The sequence below is a fragment of the Rhizobium ruizarguesonis genome, assembly GCF_012349115.1.
Lineage (GTDB): Bacteria > Pseudomonadota > Alphaproteobacteria > Rhizobiales > Rhizobiaceae > Rhizobium > Rhizobium ruizarguesonis.
Genome location: NZ_PQIG01000094.1, coordinates 1 through 16,875 on the forward strand (window position 1 = coordinate 1; position 16,875 = coordinate 16,875).

Here is a 16,875-nt window from a genome sequence, read left to right on the forward strand (position 1 = left end):
TTCTCAATGGAAATTATGCGCCTAACCGGCTCAGTTCTGCGTGGAAACCAACACCTGGAGATTCTGCCCCTCGGAAATGCAGTCCGTCGCGATCAGCAGGTCGATTTCGCCCTTCGTCTCAGCGCCCCGCATCGACGCCCGACGCTTGGCCCGAGGCGCGAAATTAACCAGCACATCTTGAAAGCGCGTTTGACCAAAAGTCGCCTTGCAGCCGTCGCCCGTCACCAGCGCTGCCTCCAGTCCGCATTCCCGGGCTAGAGGAAGCAGCTCCTCATAGAGATAGCGCGCGGTGTCGGTGAAGGCCGTAAACAGGATGACTTTGCGGTTGGGCTCGCCATCGCGGTTGACGGTGGGATTGGTGGCCTTGGCCCGAATAACGCCTTTGAGTCGCTCCAGCTTGGCGTCGCGATGAGGCGTGATATTGTGAGCTTCAGCGGCAAGCGCAGCAATCCGCTCGCGGTCCCGCATCAGCGCTGCTTTCCACGCTGCCCGATCAATGTGAGCGAGGTTGTATTTAAGTGCACCCCCGACCTCAAAGGCTTCTTCCAATTCGTCGTCCAGCTCGAGATCGTCCGGTGCAGGCGCGTCGATCGACGCCGTCGCGTCAAAGGTGTCAAGATCACGAATCCGCTGGTCAATACGAGCCATCATGCGATCCATTGTCTGACGAAACGAGCTGACGGAGCTTTCCAACCGCTTTAGGAAGCCGATTTTCATCATCGCGATGAGATATTTCTCGCGATTAGCCTGATCGAAATTGCCACCCCTGTCATAGAGGGTCCGATACTCGTGAAGCACGAAAGTGAGCGGGCCATAGAGCGCGAGTTCCAGCCTGCTAATCGCGGAGTCTACCGCCTCGAATGTAGGGAAGCCACCCTGGCTATCGATGTTGGCGAAAACGGATTCGGGAGCACCGCGCTTCGGAAACCCACCGATCCGCTCCATTGAGGCAGCATAGTGGCGCTCAATGTGCTTGCGGGAGCGCGCGATAGTAACGCCGTCTAGCAAGCCAAACAACGCGGGCGGCAACTTGTTGAGCAGTTGGCTGACGTCGCGACTGCCGCTCTTTGCCCAGTCGGAAAAGTGCCTCCGCGATCCACCGATCAGAGCGCCAAGATTTGGCACTCCCAAATCTGTAAATCCATCGATCCTGTCCGCTGAGATCAGATCAAGTTGGGCCTTGAGATCACTCAGATCATTGTTCACCGGCGTGGCTGAGAGCAACAAAACCTTCGTCTTTAGCCCGGCCTTGATGATGTCGTCCATCAGCCGTTCGTAGCGGCTGCGGCGTCCTCCTGCGGTCTTGTTGCGGGATGCACTTCGAAAATTATGGGACTCGTCAATGACAACTAGATCATAATTACCCCATTCAATCCTTGCGAGATCAATGTCCCCAACTCTGCCCTTCTCGCGCGAAAGATCAGTATGAGACAACACGGTGTAACCAAACTTGTCCTCGCGCAGCGGATTCATATCGCTGTTGTTGGCGGCGAGATAGTCGGTCCAGTTCTCGCGCAGTTTCTTCGGGCAAAGCACAAGCACGTTCCTGTTGCGCTTCTCGAACCACTTAATAACCGCGAGTGCGGTGAAGGTTTTGCCTAAGCCGACGCTGTCGGCGACGATACAGCCTCCATGCTTTTCGATCTTGGTGAGCACGGCGCGGAGGCCATCGCGCTGAAAATCGAACAACGCACGCCAGATTACAGTCTGCTCGAAAGCCGTCTGCTGGATCAGCACGTCTTCTCTCGCCTGGTCAGTTAGGAAGTCGCCGAACAGGTGAAGCAGCGTCTTGAAATAAACGAACTCGGGAGCGGCATGAGCGTAGCTGGCTTCGAGCGCGCGTAGCACTTCTTCGCGCACGTCTTCAGTTAGCTCCTTGTCGCCCCATAGCTCGTCGAACCAGGCTAGCAGGTCCTCCCGGTCCCGATCGCTATCGACGATCAGATTAAGTTCGATATTCGGCGCATCGCCCAGCCCCAGCCCATTGATAGTGAAGTTGGAACTGCCGAGTAGCGCGTGTGGGCGGCGTCCGTCATCGATATGGATTAGCTTTCCGTGCAATAAGCCCGAACGCTTGACTGACCGTATCTCGACCCGGTCTCTGATCCATTGGGCGCAGCGCAACGCCGCAGTTCGCTGCCGGATTTGTTCGGTGAGACGCAGCCCAGCCTCGTCGAACGAAAAGGCGGGCGGCACGAGGCCTGCATTGTCCGCGTCCTTTAAGAATCGGGGCTCGCCAAAGAGGAAACGCATCTGTTCAACGCTGTCCAACGTTGTGCGCAGGCGATCATAAGCAAAGGTCGTGAAATAAGCAGAGACAACGGACAGGCGACTGTCCGGAACCGCACGTTCGGTCATGAACTCGTGGACCGCCCCCCTGCTACGGTTATCCCTAATACCCGATCGTCCTGCTCTCACGCCTACTCCTCTTTCAACGCCGCTAACCAGAGACGACGACACTTTCAAAGACCAAGTACGGGCTTAGTCGAATACCGAATCCCTCGCACCGCCGCAAATTCCAATGCCGCGCATCCTTCGACTGCCCAGGGAACCTTGGCATCCATTCGATCAGCTTCGCAACGGCGATGTCCGCGCGGTTGTATCCGCTTCTCACTTTGCCCACAGGAGAATTAGGAATCGATCGGTGTTATCAGCTCATCACTGCATACGCGTTCGCAATGTGCGTCCAGGACTGGGACCGATCGCGGAGAATATTGCCGCTTCGGATGAGGATAGCCGCCTTCGTCTGGAAATAACAAGGGCTAATTACGCACTGAGCCGATTTCGGCAACGCGGAGGATGTCTGACGCCGTGGACGGCGCCCAAGAGGGTCCGGGCGCGGATAGCGCGGTCTTCTGGGAGCTGTCGGGTTGCAGCTCGGCCAGCGGTTCGGCGATCGCGTCCATCGCGAAGAGGTGCTCGTCGAGATGCCATTGCTGCGTCGGGCCGGTTTCGGGCAGGTGGTGGTCGAACAGCGCCTTCCCGGTCTTGCAGCTCACCCTCGCTCCGCGAACAGTCGAACACCTGTGAGTCCGGCAAGCTTCTCCACCAGCGTATCCTGAAACCCAGGATCGCCAACCTCCGCCGCCGCCTCCCGCCGCTGGCGATGATACCAATACCGCCCGCTGACCTTCGCAGCTTCGGCATCGCTTGCCGCAAGCCATGTCTGGGTGAGGTGCCCCATTTCGAGGTCATCGGGCGCGCCGGCGCCGCCCATCTTTGTCGGCACCCAGCCGGGATCCACCGCGTTGCTGAGAACATCCGGCCAATGGCGGGCGATGGCGGCGGCGAGGGTGGCGATGTAGAGCTTGCTTTCCGAGTAGGCCTGGCTTGCGTTCCACGGCCGTTTCTTCCAGTCGATATCGTCAAGGGTGCTGCTGCCGCTGCGGTGCATGCCGCTGGTGAGATAGACCAGGCGATCAGGGCGGGTGATCCAGGCGGTGAGCAGATAGGGGGCAAGCACATTCACCGCCAGCGTCTTTGCGTGACCATCCGGCGTTTCGCCGCGGCTCCGCTCGAGATAGATGCCGGCATTGTGGATGACGGCGTCCATGCGGCCGATGGCGTTCACCTGCTCGGCAATCGATCGCGTTTCCGTGGCGCTGGCGAGATCGCCGATGACGAGGCCGAGGGCGGTGGCCGAAATCTCTGCGATGGCGGAGGCGCGCTCGCGGGAGCGGGCGTGCAGCACGACGTCGTGGCCCTCCTTCATCAGGGTGCGGGCGGCGGCAAGGCCGAGGCCATCGGAGGAACCGGTGATGAAGATGCGGCTCATGGGGTTTCCCTTCGCGGCGGTGGCGGCAGTCAATCAGCTTTCGGTGGTTTGCTCAATGCGGGAGTTGGGGTGTGGGTTCCCGCGCTCCGTTATCACTGTGATCACGGCTATCTCGTTTGTGCGGATGCCTGCCCCTCACCCTAACCCTCTCCCCGTAAAAACGGGGCGAGGGGACGTGCCATGCGGGAGGTTGGCGAGGTACGGAGAGGTCGCGGCATATCCCCTTCGCCCCGCAAGCGGGGAGAAGGTGGCGGCAGCCGGATGAGGGGAATTTGGGTCGCGATTTCAGAGGCTTGACGCGAGGGTCCACGCCGCATCCATCAGCAGCGGGCATGGATCCTCGGCTCAAGGCCGAGGATGACGGAGGGTGGTTGGCGTCCCACCACTAAACCAACAAAATCACCCCCATCACCCCCGCCGCCGCTCCGCCCCAGCCGCGATCGTCTGCACCAGCTCATCCACCTCCCTTGCCAACCTCTCCAGCGGCAGGCCGACGAAGCGGCCTTCGAGGCTGATGCTGACGACGCCGTGGACGGCACCGAACAGGGTGCGGGCGCGGATGGCGCGATCTTCGGGGGGCATGTCGGGTTGCAGTTCGGCCAGCGGTTCGGCGATCACGTCCATCAGGAAGAGGTGTTCGTTAAGATGCCATTGCGGCGTCGGGCTCGATTCCGGCGGAAAGTGCTCGAACAGCGCCTTCCAGAGGTTCCGGTGTTCGACAGCGAAGCTTAAGTAACCCTGCGCCAGGTTGCGCAGCCGGTCGGTCGGCGGCCGGTCCTTGGTCTCGGGCAGCGTGAGCCTCGCCTCCAGCGCCTTCAGCGTGGCGGAATTGACGTGGATGACGAGCTCGGCAAGGTCTGAAAAGACCGTGTAGAGGCCGCCGAGCGCGCAGCCGGCATCCTGGGTGATGTCGCGGGCTCTGAGATTTGCCAGCCCGTCTTTGGCGATGCGCTCGCGCGCCGCCTCGATCAGCCGGGCCTTCAGGTCTTCGCGTTTTTCTTGTCGTCTGCCGGCCATTCACCATTCCACTTCGATTTTTTTGAACGTCGTTCAAAATTTATCTTGAACGACGTTCATGATTCTGGCATAACACCTCTCGTGAACAACGTTCATAAACCGGAGGAAGGAAATGTTCAAACTGATTTCCATTTTGTTGCGGGGCAGGGCGCATGATGCCGAACAGGCTTTCGCCGACTGCCACGCCGTGCCGCTGCTTTCCCAGCAGATCCGCGATGCCGCCCAGTCGATCCAGTCGGCCCGCCGCAGTGTCGCGGTCGCCATCGCCCAGAACGAGCAGGAGAAGGGGCAGCATGCAACGATCGTTGCCCGCATCGCCGATCTCGAGAGCCGCGCTTCCGCCGCCCTGACCAAGGGCAATGAGGGCCTGGCCCGCGAGGCGGCCGAGGCGATCGCCTATCTCGAAGCCGAGCGCGATGCATCGGAAAAGGCGCAAGCCCAGTTCACCGGGGCGATCGACAAGCTGAAGGGGATCGTCCGTGCCTCCGAGGCGCGGCTGCAGGAACTGCAGCGTGGCGAGCGGCTGGCGCGTGCCACGCAGGAGGCGCAGAAGCTCGATGTCGCAGTCGCCGGCCCAGGCTTTGCCACGCTCGACGATGCCGAGGAGACCCTGGCGCGTCTTCGCCTGCGCCAGAGCCAGAATGAGCTGACGGCCGCCGCCCTGAAGGACATGGAAGGCGCCATCCGCCCGGCCGGCATCATCGAAAAGCTTGCCAATGCCGGCTTCGGCGCGCCGCTGCGCTCATCCGCCGATGATGTGCTGGCGCGGCTGAAGAGCCGCATCACGCCTGCCGCTTGAAATTGCATCCATCCAACCATTCATCCATCGAACCATAGGGACCACTGATATGAACGACAGTTTCCAGAAACATTCCGCAAGCTGGGTCAGCTTCTCCTACATCTCCTTCGGCTCGGCCGCCTTCATGCTGGCGCTTGGCCTCTACATGATGCCGCTCGATCTCTGGGGCAAAGGCTATCTCGCCATGGGCATTCTGATGCTGGTGCAGACCACGGTGAACATCACCAAGACGCTGCGCGACAATGCCGAATCCGAGAAGCTGATCCGCAAGGTCGAGGATGCCCGCACCGAGAAACTCCTGGTCAAGTTCAATCGTAACGATGAAGATTGATCTTGGTTAACCACAGCGCAGAGTTGTTATCGCATTCAACTTTTGCGTAACAACTCTGTGGCCTTCTCTGCCAGTCGAAAGAGGGACCCGCCGTGCAACACAATCTGATGACCTCCAGGAAATTCGCGCCGCTGTTCTGGACCCAGTTCCTGACGGCCTTCAACGACAATTTCCTCAAGAACACCCTGGTGTTCCTCATTCTCTTCAAGATGTCGGCGAGCGAAGGTGCCGCCCTGGTGACGCTTGCCGGCGTTATCCTGATCGTACCCTTCCTGCTGCTCTCGGCGCTCGGCGGTGAACTCGCCGACAAGCATGACAAGGCGAAAATCGCCGAGCTGCTGAAACGCTGCGAGATCGCGGTCGCAGCCCTTGCCGTTATCGGTCTGGCATTCTCCTCGATCTTCGTGCTGATGGCGGCGCTGTTCGGCTTCGGCGTCGTCTCAGCACTGTTCGGACCGATCAAATACGGCATCCTGCCCGATCATCTCGAACGCCGCGACCTGCCGAAGGCCAATGCCTGGATCGAGGGCGGCACCTTCATCGCCATCCTCGCCGGCACGATCATCGCCGCCTTCGCCTTTTCCGGCGGTGACAATGTGCTGATCTTCGGCACGATGATGATGGGGCTTTCGGTGCTTTGCTGGCTCGCCAGCCGGATGATCCCGCCCACCGGCTCCAAGGCGCCGGATCTGGAAATCGACCGCAATGTCATCCGCTCGAGCTACACCCTTGTCATGGAAATCCGTGCGGACAAACGCCTGTGGCGTTCGGCGCTGATGAATTGCTGGTTCTGGCTGGTCGGCGCCTTCGTTCTCTCCATCCTGCCGACCATGGTCACCGAGCTGCTCGGCGGCTCCGAGATCGTCGTGCCGGCCTATCTCACCGTCTTTGCCATCGCCGTCGCCGTCGGCTCCGCCATTGCCGCCTGGATGTCCTCCGGCCGCATCGTGCTGCTGCCGGCGCCTGTCGGCACGGCGCTGCTTGGCCTCTTCAGCCTCGATCTCGCCTGGAACCTCTGGGGCCTGGCTTCCGTGAGCCATGCGACGACGATTGCCGGTTTTTTCGCTGGCCAGAATACCATCCGCGTCGCCATCGATCTCGCCGGCATGGCGATAGCAGGCGCCTTCATCGCCGTGCCCACCTTCGCCGCCCTGCAGACCTGGGCGCATGAGGACCGCCGCGCCCGCGTCATCGGCGCCGCCAATGTGCTCTCTGCCCTGTTCATCACCGTCGGCCTCGGCCTCGTTGCCGCCGTCCAGGTGCTCGGCGCCTCCATTCCTCAGATCCTGATCGGCCTCGGCATCATCAATTTTGCTGTCGCCTGGCTGATGCTGAAGACGCTGCCGACCAATCCCTTCCGCGATTTCATCTCGATCATGTTCCGCGCCTTCATGCGCCTCGAGGTCGAGGGGCTGGAGAATATCAAGAAGGCCGGCCGCGCGCCGATCATCGCGCTCAACCATGTCAGCCTGCTCGACGGCGCCCTGGCACTTGCCATCACCGAGGAAGAGCCGACCTTTGCCGTCGATTACAAGATCGCCCAGGCCTGGTGGGTGCGCCCCTTCCTGAAGATGTGCAAATTCCTGCCGCTCGACCCGACAAAGCCGATGGCGACACGTTCGCTGATCAAGGTGGTGCAGGACGGCAACCCGATCGGCATCTTCCCCGAGGGCCGCCTGACGGTGACCGGCACGCTGATGAAGGTCTATGATGGTGCCGCCATGGTCGCCGACAAGACCGGCTCGATGGTGGTGCCTGTCAAGATCGACGGGCTGGAGAAGAGCTATCTCTCCTATCTCGACAATGGCAAGATCCGCCGCCGGCTGTTTCCCAAGGTCAAGGTCACCATTCTCGAGCCGGTGAAACTGGAAGTGCCGCCAGAGCTGAAAGGCCGCAAACGCCGCACGGCGGCGGGTGCAGCGCTTTATCAGGTGATGTCGAACCTGCTCTTCCAGACCGCCGATACCTCGTCGACCGTGCTTGATCGCGTCATTCAGGCCGGCCACGAATTCGGCATGAAGAAACTTGCCGTCGAAGATCCGGTCACCGGCCGGCTCACCTATGGCAAGCTCCTGACCGGGGCTGCCGTGCTCGGCGCCAAATTCCGCACGATGTTCCCGGAACAAAATCTCGGCGTCATGCTGCCGAATGCCAACGGTGCCGCCGCCACGCTTCTCGGCGTGATGAGCGCGGGCAAGGTGCCGGCGATGCTGAACTTCACCGCTGGTGCCGCCAATATCCTCTCCGCCTGCAAGGCCGCCGAAGTCAGGCATGTGCTGACCTCGCGCGCCTTCGTCACCCAGGCGAAGCTCGGGCCTGTGATCGCCGAGATGGAAAAGCAGGTGACGATCGTCTGGCTCGATGATCTCAGGGCCGAAATCTCACTCAAGGACAAGATCGTCGGGTTACTGCGCAAGGCTCGGCCGCTGGTCAAACGCCAACCGGATGATCCGGCCGTGATCCTCTTCACCTCGGGCTCCGAAGGCACGCCGAAAGGCGTGGTGCTCACCCATCGCAACATCCTGTCGAACGCCGCCCAGGCCGCTGCCCGCATCGATTTTCACAGCGGCGACAAGGTGTTCAACATCTTGCCGGTGTTCCATTCCTTCGGGCTGACGGCCGGCACCGTGCTGCCGCTGATCTCGGGCGTGCCGGTTTATTTCTATCCGTCGCCGCTGCATTACCGCATCGTGCCGGAGCTGATCTATGCCTCCAACGCCACGATCATCTTCGGCACCGATACCTTCCTCAACGGCTATTCGAGGACGGCGCATCCTTACGATTTCCGCTCGATCCGCTATATCTTCTCCGGCGCCGAGCCGGTGAAGGCCGCAACCCGCCAGACCTATATGGAAAAGTTCGGCCTGCGCATCCTGGAAGGTTATGGCGTCACCGAGACCGCGCCTGTGATTTCGATCAACACGCCGATGTACAACAAGTCGGGCACGGTCGGCAAAATCCTGCCGGGCATGGAATGGAAGCTCGAACCGGTGCCCGGCATCGAAGAGGGCGGCCGGCTGCATGTGCGCGGCGCCAATGTCATGGCCGGCTACCTGCGTGCCGAAAAGCCCGGCGTGCTCGAGCCGCTGATCGACGGCTGGCACGACACCGGCGACATCGTCACCATCGACGAGGACGGCTTCGTCAAGATCCGCGGCCGGGCCAAACGCTTCGCCAAGATCGGCGGCGAAATGATCTCGCTCGCCGCCGTCGAGACGCTCGCCGCCGAGCTCTGGCCGGGCGCCCTCTCGGTCGTCTCCTCGCTGCCCGACGCCAAGAAGGGCGAGCGCCTGGTGCTCCTGACCGACGCCCCCACCGCCACCCGCGCCGAATTCCTCGCCTTCGCCAAATCCAGGGGCGCCATGGACATGATGGTGCCGGCCGAAGTCACTATCGGCAAGGTGCCGGTGCTGGGTTCGGGCAAGGTCGATTTCGTCGCGGCGCGCAAGCTGGCGGAAACGGCGGCGCAGGGGGAGCAGGCGGCGTGATCGTCGGCGCCTATGAGATCGCGAACTGCCCCTCATCCGGCTGCCGCCACCTTCTCCCCGCAGGCGGGGAGAAGGGACATGCCGCGCCGGCTTTCCCCAACCTCGACGCCGCGTTTGGCACGTCCCCTCGCCCCGTTTACGGGGAGAGGGCTAGGGTGAGGGGCAGCGCCCGGCACAAACCGGACAGCATCGGCCCCCGCATCTCAAACAAACCGTCCGTTACTTCTGTTCGGGCGCCAAAAACTCTGCGCAATAGGACGGACCGTCCACGCCCGGGATATCGGCGACGGTGCGGATGTCGCGGATGGTGTAGTCGGAGCTGGTGGTGATTTCGGCCTGGCAGCGCAGATAGGCGGTGCGGGCGGAGGAAATCTGCTTGCCGCGCTTGCCGTCGGCGCCTTCGGCATATTTCGCCGGAATGCGCACGGTCTTGTAGCCGCCGCGCCAGGTATAGACGGTGGTCGAGCCTTGCTCGCTGTCGCTGATCGGCGGCCCGTAGGCGGCAAAGAAGATGCCGGCCGATTTGCCGACCCAGCGGGCCTCGATCGGGTTGCCGGCGGAAGGAATGGTCGTGCATCCGGCAAGCGCAATTGCAAGCCCGGCCGCGGTCATGGTGCGGAAATTCATCGTGTCGTCCCTGATCTCAAGCGCATTGGCTGCGAAGCCGCCGTCGCAGCGGTTTCGCCTGTCCCGTCTGCCCTTTAGCGCGGAACCTGGCAAAAGAAAATTGCTCCTTTGAGACTTCCGTTCGATTTGCGGGAGGTGTGGCTTTTTGCTGCAGCCGCGGTCGCCCGAACCTGTCACAACCCCGTCAAAAATTCCGCCGGCTTTTTGGAATTTGGTGCTTGTGCAACCAGATAGGCTGTTCTATAGAAGCGCCGCTGGTCACGGAGTGTAGCGCAGTCTGGTAGCGCACCACGTTCGGGACGTGGGGGTCGAGTGTTCGAATCACTCCACTCCGACCAGCCGAAACCCTTTTATTTCAAGGGTTTACAGCCGATCCCGAGCGGCGAGATTTGTTCTCACAGAAAAATACGACAGATATTCCGACAGTTATTATTTCGTGAGATGCTCATCCTGCCGAGCTGAGACCCGAAAACCCTAGCGGACAAATCAAATCGATGCCGCGCCACTAAGTGCGCCCGCGAGAGCGGCGAGCAGCAGCGGTCCCCAGAGTGGAGCCAGCACCCAGCCCCACGACCAGGTGATCTTGTTCAATAACTTGAGTGCGATGGAGAGAAGCGCCAGCGCGCCTAAGAAGAATTCCATGTCGGTCTCCGAAAGCACCAGGTCCGGTGCCTGAGGATATTTTGGCTTGGAAACGACGGGCGCAAATTCGCCGGCAGGGACTGGATATCGTTATTGTCGTGTCTCGACACACCGTGATAGCGATTGAAAATGACGCAACCCAGGGCCTCGTTCGAATCCGATCTCTTGAAGAGCATTAAAGCGTGCATCGCGAACTGCGACCGTCTCCTCGAGGAGACCTACGACATCGAGTTTCGCAGGCCCTCATCCACCCGCATGTACATCTCCATGATCGCTCAGGAGGAGGCCGCCAAGGGGTTCATCCTGTTTCTCGTGAGAGAGGATATAATGCCTTTCACATCGGCGATCCGGCGCGCCATCAAGGATCATACAGCCAAGCAGCTCGTCGGAGTTCTGATGGACTATATGATCATGCACTGGGAAGACCTCGCTGAACTTGATGCGGCACTCCAGGTTGATATCGCGAGCGGGGAAAACCTCCCCGTAGATATAAGTTCGGCGGTCGAGCTACTTTGCTATGAGAAAATCGGCAAGTGGATGGGGCATAGCTGGAACTGGGTAGAGGACCCGGAGTACGACAAGCTCGTCGAGAAAATCGCTCAAGGTCACATCGACCGCCGAAAACAGGACGCTCTCTACGTTCGAATCGGGCGCACAGGCCAAGTCGCATCGACTCCAGCTGTCATATCACACGAGGAGACCATGGCCGAATTCTCGCGCGCCAATCGGTATTCCAACTTCGTAGAGCGCTTGATCGAAGAAGGTCCTGCGAAGGTCGCGGCACGCGCTCGGTTCGACAAAGTGATTGAAGCGCTGCGCCTCCATTTCGGAACCAAATGGGTACGCGAAGGGAAGGGCGACTAAATGGCAACCGGGGAATAGCCGGCCGCGAATATTGACATGACAACCATCGCGACATCAGATGCTACAAACGACCGGGGGTGAGGGGATGGTTCGATATGCAATGGTGGTGACAGCTACCATGGCGCTCCTGGCAACGGAGGCATCTGCTCACAAAGCAAAGTGCTCCGTTCCCCAGGCCCACGAACGCAGTCAGCGGTTGATGTCGTTCGAAATCGACGACACGACTTATCCGTACATTTTCAACATCAACGGGATGGACGAAGGCGCAACGCCGGAGAAGCTGGCGGACATCTCCTTATTTGACGAGAAAACTGGCGAGCCTGAAAAGTGGTATCTCGGCGACGTCACTATGGAAGTGGACCGTCAGAGATCGAAGTTCCGCATGGTATTCGGCGAAATGCTCGCGGCTACTCGCAAGATACATCCGCGAAGCCGATACACCATCTTCGTGGACTGGGAGCATGGCACGGCGGGCTGGCTTTCCGAAGACATGATGTTTAACCTCTACGACGTCCTCGACGAGAAGCCGACCATCGTCGCCTACCCGGCATCCTGCAGGCGCATGGATTAGGTATCCAGTTCGAACACTGATGGTTCATCATCCGGATCGTGCAACCCTTTGAACGAGGCATGCCGCAACTTTCCATCAGACGTCCACGCGCGGAACTCGATCTCGGCGACAAGGAGGGGCTTCACATAGACGGCGTCGCGTTTCTTGCGGCCGAGGTTCACAACCGGCTTCAGAACGATGAGACGGTCGAGCTGCCGTCTAAGGTCAATTGCCGACCGTTCGTTAAGTCCTGTTCCCACGCCACCTACATATACCAACTGCCCTCTCGTGCGCGCCGCGAGCATGAGGCGTCCGATGCCACCGAAGGCCGCCGAGGATCGCTCGTACTCGATGATGAGAAATCCCTCACTGGCGATGCACTTCACCTTGACCGATTCGCCTCCCCGGCCAGACCGATAGGGCACGTTCCTGCGTTTGGCGATGATCCCTTCGAGACCGTGTTCACGGGCGGCCTTGAAGATCGCATGTCCCTCGCCCTGAATTTCCTGCGATGGCGACCTTTCCCCGGGATAACGCGCGCGTCCCTACACGGGCTCCATTAACCTGTCGATCGCTATAATTCACCAGGTGGCTTGCCGGAGGGAAACGAGCCCGGCATATCTGCGTGCGAAGAAACGGAGGCCGACACATGCCGCACTACGGAAATCCCGCACATACTGCGATGATGGGCAATGCGGCCGGTATGGCTGTAATCGCGGCGGCTGGTGTCGGTTTTGCCAATGCGCTCGGCGACGCCATCGCTGCATCGGCACGCGCTCGATATGAGCGCCGATACGACGACGCCCTATCTGCCGCGACCCGTCATGCCGACGACATGGAGGAGCTGGCGCACCTGGCGATGACCATGCTCGCCGAACTTGAGGCCGATAATGCACGGCTGCGTGCCGCATGCACCCAACGTCAGCAAGCGCTCAATGCACTTAAAGGTCGCCGCTCATGAACCGACCTGAGCTCACCGATGAGGAGTGGGAGCGGCTTGCCGAGGTGTTCGGTTCTGAACTGCTCAACGAAAGACCGGACATGACTCCGGCCCTGCTTCGATATCTTGAAGAAAACGAATGAAGGAGAGCCCGCCGTTTGGCGGGCTTTCAATTAGGCTAGCCTGAATTCCTTGGAATTATCAGGTTTTCCAAGGTGGGCCTGAACTCGCCACACCATCTGCTGCTGATGCGTCGTGCCGGCGGGCGTCTGTACCGGAGCGGAAACTGGTTTGGTCAACCCTGTCGTGGTCACGGCGGGGACGCCGAAGATACCGTGATCCTTTCCTTCAAGCCAAGTCCGCACCTTGGAAGGACCCGCGGCTGCAAGAGCTTTGAGCTCGTGATCATCCATAGTCAGCAATGTCAGCCGGGCGTCCGATCGGACGGCTGACAGGTCAATCGTGGCGCGAGCCGCTGCGCTGCCGGTAGCATACTTCATGATGGTCTCGATGCCGTCGCGGTCAGAGCGTTGAAGCGACGCCTGGGCTTGACGATTTGCCTCATATTCATCGAGCAGCTCGGTGCTGGTCATGTTCGGCGTGAACTCCGGACTGGGCATCGCTCCACCGCCGCCAAAAATCGCGCGAAACGGCGAGAATACGAGATTTTCGGTCCACCTCAGCGCGCCTACGCTGACCTTGAAGAATTTCGCTATCGTGTTTGCAATTGCCTTCAGCATAGATCGTCCCCTGCTGCCGTTGTGGAAGTAGTGTCAGATCACTGGCCGCAACCGACAAATGCGCAAATAGGCGTTGGTGAGAAATTTAGAGCTCACTGCGCGTTGACGGCTATAGCCGGTTTATCCGTATTGAGGTCGCGCCATCGAGCCAACGGAACCCAACGTCGTCGGGGTAAGGAAGACGCGTGGCGAGCTCGGCTATGAATCCCCGATAGGTCGCGACGGCCGAACGAAACTCTGAGGCGTTGCCAATCTCCCTGTTGTTAAAGGCATGGATCGCGTTGCGGCGAGCCTGGACTAAACCGATGAAGGCTAGATCATCCGCTGGGAATATTTTTCTCCGCCCCAAAAGCTGCCTGATCTTCTCGAATTGGATGCTGCTCGGAGGATACGGTTGGCCCTGATTGGCTCCCCTCTGCTCAATCGCGTTGATGGCTTCAAGGTCCTCTCTCGAGTTCTGATAGTCCGTGATGTAAACGCCGAGGAACAACCGAAGAGAGCTTTCGAGAATGCTGCCGAGGTTAGCCCAAGCCAAGATCAGGTCGCCGTCTGCCAACGCTGGCGGCTCCGCCCATCGATGGAGAGAGCGAGCGAGGGAAGGTGTCCAGTCGAGGCGTGCCGACGCGAGGAGTGCAGCGCCATCGGCGGGTGCCCACCCCTGCGCATTACTCCAGAAGGAGGCTAGTCCAGCTTGAACGGTAATGATGTCATCGACGTCGGTTTGATATGTCATCCTCGGGGTCAGCCAATCCATCGGAAGTGTGGAAACCACTCTCCCTAGCCAATTTCACCAGGTGCTCCGCATCGTCAAATTCATGATGCGACGTACTCGGCCATCAAGTTCCCATTCTGATCAACTGATATGATTTAATCGAGGTAGAAGGCGATGACGATGTGTTCCCTGTCAATGTAGTCGTTACGAAATCTTCTCGGGCTTGATGTCCAATGCTGCACTAACAGATGAATCATCCCATACGAAATGACCCCGGAAGTCGCCTTCCGGGGTCTTTTATCGGAACCTCGATCCTAACGGTTGGCGATGTACGCCATAGCCTTCAGCGACATAGGAAACAGAAACTTGCGTTCTGCCTCCTGCACCAGCTTGAACGCGGCCGGTTCAGAGTCGGGCATCATCGCCTGCGCCTCACGCAGCACCACGACAGTCAAACCCATCGACTTCTGCATTTCTTCAGCGAAAGGTTCGCCGAAGAAGATGTCGAGCAGATCGTGCTTGTTGAGGCCGTCGTCGGGATCGATCTCCATATACGTGTGGGGATTTTTCGCGAAAAACTTCGCGAGTTCCGCACGCGGACCAGCTACGATTTCATCGACCGTGAAAACGACGACGGGGTCATCGATGTTTACGGCAGGCGACGTCATGCAGGTCAGGAGTGCATCCTTAAACTTGGCAATCGCGGTATAGGCCGCCGCGATGTCACGTTCAGGGATACGGTAGGTAGTCGGCTTGGCCATGCCAAGTCCTCCAGCCCGGATCGGTGCGAAAACCGGGACATAAGATTACAGGGTCGCACCTATAATCTTGGAGGGATGTTGATCAGCCATACGTGACTCCTCAGTTCGTTTCGACCTACGCGTCATATCCGGCGACATGGTAATGCGACGTAAAAACATGCAGTTAATTGCCAGCAAACGATTTTGACGGCTATTTACGAACAGAAGTACAGGCCGGCATTTCCCGGCAGTCCACTACCAAGTGGTAGATCATCGACCCCAAAAAAATCAGAGAAATCATGTCGTGTAAGAACGCGCGATGTCGCCCAACACTCGAACCGCTCACCTGGTGAACTCCCGCTGGCAAGTACGTGGTGGCACTCGGGATAGCTGAACTCTAGGTGCCGATAATGAATGTTATCGGCACCAGAGGCTAAAATCCGCATATGTTGGATCGGAAGCAGAGCGCAGTTAGCTTCCACAAGGCAACAGGAAAGCCTATAGAACGTGACTTTCGAGCGCGATCATCGGCCGACCATCTTTAGCGTCGACAGCGTCGACAAATTGGCTGAGATGATCGGCTCTGACGCAGATTTGGTGCAATTCTCTGATGTCGCGCCGATCAGGCCGGTTTGAAGAAGATCAAGCTTTCCGCGACGGTACATTGGGCGCTTCATCAGCTTGAGCTTGGTGATCTGGAGGACGCCCGGCGGCGCGTTTTGCACAGCGGCTCATGCTTCCCGTCAGCAACGACACCTTACTCCGCGTCATCCGCAGGCAAGGATTGCCATCAATCCCGCCCTCGGTGATTGGCATCCACGGCTGGGCCTGGCGGCGCAATCATCGCTATGGCACGATCGTGTGTGGCCTGGAACGTCGGCGGCCGATCCGTTTGCTGCCCGATCGTGAGCTGGGCAGGGGCCTGGTTACGCGGAAATCCCCAAATCCAGATCATTGCTCGCGACCGCGGCAGGCTCTTACGGGCTGGCGGCGACAAAGGCGTTGCCCGATGCAGTGCAGGTCGCTGATCGATGGCATCTGATGGAGAATGCCAGCCCTGCATTCCTGGGTTCCGTTCGCAAATCGATGCGGCAAATTCGCAAGACCCTCGGTGCTACGCGCGTCCATCCCAAACTTCTGACCGCGGTTGAACGCCTTCAATACGACGGTTACCTCAGGCGCGAACAGACCAACGCGGCGATCACGGCGCTCGCAAAGGACGGTGTCACGATTAAGGAAGTCGTGCCGTACTGGTCATAGCCGCGGTCTGGTCCGCCAGGTGCTCAAGCTGATGGGTTTAAAGTCGACGGTCTCGCTAACCAAACAGCCGGACTACTCGGATGGTTCATTTGTGAAGAGCGATGGGCATCTCGGCTTGGTTTCTGGTGTCCTCGAGGAATTGGCATTCAGCCAGCAAAGGACAGCCGTTGAGGTCGCGGCATCACAGGATCTTCGCGAACTGCTGGAGCGCCGCAGCTAGACAGCATAGATGAAGTGAATTTTAAACGTAGATATCTCCACGATGTGCGCGGCAACTAGAAATGCCGGTTGAAGCGTCGCATGTGCTGGTAGCTGATGTTGCCCTCTGCATCGGAAAATATGTTGATGCAGCGCTGTTGGCCACTTGTTTGGCCACATTCATAGTCGGTA

Annotated in this window: 17 protein-coding genes, 1 tRNA gene and 2 pseudogenes; 10 read left to right on the forward strand and 10 right to left on the reverse strand. The window is 59.5% G+C overall.

The genetic code is table 11. From position 1 onward, the window contains the following. Window positions 1-30: 30 nt before the first annotated feature. The 4 genes and pseudogenes from C3Y91_RS24200 to C3Y91_RS24215 all read right to left on the reverse strand — a co-directional run bounded on the left by C3Y91_RS24200 (window position 31) and on the right by C3Y91_RS24215 (window position 4,792). Window positions 31-2,358: an SNF2-related protein gene (locus tag C3Y91_RS24200; RefSeq protein WP_168575893.1), complete on the reverse strand. Its 2,328-nt coding sequence runs from the start codon at window positions 2,356-2,358 to the stop codon at window positions 31-33. Between the two features lie 447 nt (window positions 2,359-2,805). Continuing rightward, window positions 2,806-2,981 (reverse strand): annotated as a pseudogene (locus C3Y91_RS24205) (TetR/AcrR family transcriptional regulator); the annotation flags it as partial. Window positions 2,982-2,995: 14 nt separating this feature from the next. Next, window positions 2,996-3,775 (reverse strand): SDR family NAD(P)-dependent oxidoreductase, encoded by a 780-nt coding sequence (locus C3Y91_RS24210; protein WP_168575894.1) that lies wholly within the window; start codon window positions 3,773-3,775, stop codon window positions 2,996-2,998. Between the two features lie 408 nt (window positions 3,776-4,183). Then, window positions 4,184-4,792: a TetR/AcrR family transcriptional regulator gene (locus tag C3Y91_RS24215; RefSeq protein ID WP_168575895.1), complete on the reverse strand. Its 609-nt coding sequence runs from the start codon at window positions 4,790-4,792 to the stop codon at window positions 4,184-4,186. Window positions 4,793-4,904: 112 nt separating this feature from the next. On the opposite strand from C3Y91_RS24215, the gene C3Y91_RS24220 reads away from it, so the two are divergent. From C3Y91_RS24220 to C3Y91_RS24230, 3 genes are all read left to right on the forward strand, one after another. Then, window positions 4,905-5,591, forward strand: coding sequence for a PspA/IM30 family protein (locus tag C3Y91_RS24220; RefSeq protein WP_168575896.1), 687 nt, complete (start codon window positions 4,905-4,907; stop codon window positions 5,589-5,591). Between the two features lie 49 nt (window positions 5,592-5,640). Beyond that, complete coding sequence (locus C3Y91_RS24225) at window positions 5,641-5,922, forward strand: YiaA/YiaB family inner membrane protein (protein WP_003546080.1); 282 nt, start codon at window positions 5,641-5,643, stop codon at window positions 5,920-5,922. Between the two features lie 92 nt (window positions 5,923-6,014). Continuing rightward, a complete protein-coding gene (locus C3Y91_RS24230) occupies window positions 6,015-9,410 on the forward strand; it encodes an acyl-[ACP]--phospholipid O-acyltransferase (protein WP_168575897.1) in 3,396 nt (1,131 codons plus the stop codon). Between the two features lie 219 nt (window positions 9,411-9,629). Here the strand turns inward: C3Y91_RS24230 and C3Y91_RS24235 are convergent, their stop codons facing one another. After that, window positions 9,630-10,037: a hypothetical protein gene (locus C3Y91_RS24235; RefSeq protein ID WP_018495286.1), complete on the reverse strand. Its 408-nt coding sequence runs from the start codon at window positions 10,035-10,037 to the stop codon at window positions 9,630-9,632. 261 nt (window positions 10,038-10,298) lie between these two features. On the opposite strand from C3Y91_RS24235, the gene C3Y91_RS24240 reads away from it, so the two are divergent. Beyond that, window positions 10,299-10,375: transfer RNA gene (locus tag C3Y91_RS24240), tRNA-Pro, on the forward strand. Window positions 10,376-10,523: 148 nt separating this feature from the next. Here C3Y91_RS24240 and C3Y91_RS24245 read toward each other — a convergent pair. Beyond that, window positions 10,524-10,679: a hypothetical protein gene (locus C3Y91_RS24245; protein ID WP_168575898.1), complete on the reverse strand. Its 156-nt coding sequence runs from the start codon at window positions 10,677-10,679 to the stop codon at window positions 10,524-10,526. Between the two features lie 129 nt (window positions 10,680-10,808). On the opposite strand from C3Y91_RS24245, the gene C3Y91_RS24250 reads away from it, so the two are divergent. Both C3Y91_RS24250 and C3Y91_RS24255 read left to right on the forward strand, forming a co-directional pair. After that, entirely contained in the window at window positions 10,809-11,543 is a 735-nt protein-coding gene (locus C3Y91_RS24250) for a hypothetical protein (protein WP_168575899.1), read from the forward strand. Window positions 11,544-11,643: 100 nt separating this feature from the next. After that, window positions 11,644-12,114, forward strand: a complete 471-nt coding sequence (locus C3Y91_RS24255) for a hypothetical protein (RefSeq protein WP_168575900.1) — start codon at window positions 11,644-11,646, stop codon at window positions 12,112-12,114. Here C3Y91_RS24255 and C3Y91_RS24260 read toward each other — a convergent pair. Then, on the reverse strand, window positions 12,111-12,479 hold the full coding sequence (locus tag C3Y91_RS24260; RefSeq protein ID WP_343227741.1) for an ATP dependent DNA ligase: 369 nt from the start codon (window positions 12,477-12,479) through the stop codon (window positions 12,111-12,113). The genes C3Y91_RS24255 and C3Y91_RS24260 overlap by 4 nt on opposite strands. 263 nt (window positions 12,480-12,742) lie before the next feature. On the opposite strand from C3Y91_RS24260, the gene C3Y91_RS24265 reads away from it, so the two are divergent. Beyond that, complete coding sequence (locus C3Y91_RS24265) at window positions 12,743-13,054, forward strand: hypothetical protein (protein WP_168575901.1); 312 nt, start codon at window positions 12,743-12,745, stop codon at window positions 13,052-13,054. Further along, window positions 13,051-13,176, forward strand: coding sequence for a hypothetical protein (locus tag C3Y91_RS38450; RefSeq protein WP_281411375.1), 126 nt, complete (start codon window positions 13,051-13,053; stop codon window positions 13,174-13,176). The genes C3Y91_RS24265 and C3Y91_RS38450 overlap by 4 nt, the downstream gene beginning before the upstream one ends. A gap of 30 nt (window positions 13,177-13,206) precedes the next feature. Here the strand turns inward: C3Y91_RS38450 and C3Y91_RS24270 are convergent, their stop codons facing one another. The 3 genes from C3Y91_RS24270 to C3Y91_RS24280 all read right to left on the reverse strand — a co-directional run bounded on the left by C3Y91_RS24270 (window position 13,207) and on the right by C3Y91_RS24280 (window position 15,246). Beyond that, entirely contained in the window at window positions 13,207-13,773 is a 567-nt protein-coding gene (locus tag C3Y91_RS24270; protein WP_168575902.1) for a hypothetical protein, read from the reverse strand. A gap of 109 nt (window positions 13,774-13,882) precedes the next feature. Further along, window positions 13,883-14,329, reverse strand: a complete 447-nt coding sequence (locus C3Y91_RS24275; protein ID WP_168575903.1) for a hypothetical protein — start codon at window positions 14,327-14,329, stop codon at window positions 13,883-13,885. Between the two features lie 470 nt (window positions 14,330-14,799). Continuing rightward, the gene (locus tag C3Y91_RS24280; protein ID WP_168575904.1) at window positions 14,800-15,246 is read right to left on the reverse strand and encodes a hypothetical protein; all 447 of its coding nucleotides are present in this window, start codon (window positions 15,244-15,246) and stop codon (window positions 14,800-14,802) included. Window positions 15,247-15,922: 676 nt separating this feature from the next. Here C3Y91_RS24280 and C3Y91_RS24285 point away from each other — a divergent pair. Beyond that, window positions 15,923-16,513: pseudogene (locus C3Y91_RS24285) on the forward strand (ISL3 family transposase); the annotation flags it as partial. Beyond that, the gene (locus tag C3Y91_RS38740; RefSeq protein WP_205938387.1) at window positions 16,505-16,705 is read left to right on the forward strand and encodes a hypothetical protein; all 201 of its coding nucleotides are present in this window, start codon (window positions 16,505-16,507) and stop codon (window positions 16,703-16,705) included. The pseudogene C3Y91_RS24285 and the gene C3Y91_RS38740, both read left to right, overlap by 9 nt. The last annotated feature ends 170 nt before the right edge of the window (window positions 16,706-16,875 follow it).